Origin of the sequence: Neglectibacter sp. X4 (genome assembly GCF_009917365.1) — a bacterium.
Classification (GTDB): domain Bacteria; phylum Bacillota; class Clostridia; order Oscillospirales; family Acutalibacteraceae; genus Acutalibacter.
This window is the reverse complement of sequence record NZ_QWLE01000163.1, coordinates 1-1,183: the sequence shown is the minus strand read 5'-3', so window position 1 is coordinate 1,183 and position 1,183 is coordinate 1. Positions and strand designations below refer to the sequence as shown.

Below are 1,183 nucleotides of genomic sequence, written 5' to 3'. Positions count from 1 at the left end.
CGTATGGGAACTGGAAGAATGTACACCGCCGTTTCTGCCGGTGGCGTGACAAGGGGATCTGGGAAAAGATTCTGGAAGCTTTGGTGGATGATACAGATTTTGAGTGGCTGATGATCGATGCCAGCCATGTCAAAGTACATCCCGACGCTGCTGGCGCACGGGGCGGGAATCAGGCCATGGGCCGCACAAAAGGGGGCTCAACACCAAGATACATCTGGCCGTGGATGCGCATGGTATGCCGGTGCGATTCTTTATCACTTCTGGTACCACAGCGGATTGCAGACTTGCAGCACAGCTAATCAAGGGGTTCCAAGCGGAATATCTTCTGGCAGACCGGGGCTACGATACAGACGCAATCATTCTCAAGACTGTCGATGCGGGAATGACACCGGTCATTCCGCCAAGGAAGAACCGAAAACATCTGCGGGAATATGACGAATATCTTTACAAACTCCGCCATCTTGTTGAGAATGCTTTTCTGCTTCTTAAAAGGTGGCGCGGTATTGCTACGCGCTACGCAAAAAACGCTGCTTCTTTCGCTGCCGCTGTCCAAATTCGCTGTATTGCCATCTGGCTCCTTGTTTATTGACGATAGTATCTAGGGAGCATAGAGGAAAAAAGTCCTCTGCTGTTGTAGCAGCGAACATGTGGGAAAAGAAAGGCAAGATCAACTGTGACATTTCCTACAGCGCATATGAGAGAAGCAGCAACAGGAACCCCGATGGCATGATACGTAGTTTTTTAGGGAGACGGGCTTTTTCTCCAAAAGTGAATAGATCGGGAAAGCTGAAAGGGCAAAATCTTTTTTGGTTTGTTTGCAATATACTGAACCAGCAAAGCGCCGACATCGCGCCAGGCTTTCCCGTCTATTCCTATCCCCCACCATTTTTACAGCTTTTTTCTAAATCCATCTTTTCATTTAAGAAAAATTCCTGAAACCCCTCTTTACTTTTTTCCCATTCTGTGATATACTAAATTTAAATTGGTAGTAAGCGTCCTGCTAAGATGAAAAATGCTTTTTATCATAGTTTTATACGGGCGATTAGCTCAGTTGGGAGAGCGCAGCGTTCGCAACGCTGAGGTCGTGGGTTCGAATCCCATATCGTCCACCAAAAGAGAGCCAGGCGAACCCCGAGCTAACCATCACGATGGTTGGCGGGGTATTTGTCCTGGCTTGTCCATT

The 1,183-nt window shown here is 47.9% G+C and carries 1 tRNA gene and 1 pseudogene; both read left to right on the top strand.

Features of this window, described 5'->3' with window-relative positions:
- Positions 1-589 (top strand): annotated as a pseudogene (locus tag D1841_RS17405) (IS5 family transposase); the annotation flags it as partial.
- Between the two features lie 447 nt (positions 590-1,036).
- A tRNA-Ala gene (locus D1841_RS17400) sits at positions 1,037-1,112 on the top strand.
- The last annotated feature ends 71 nt before the right edge of the window (positions 1,113-1,183 follow it).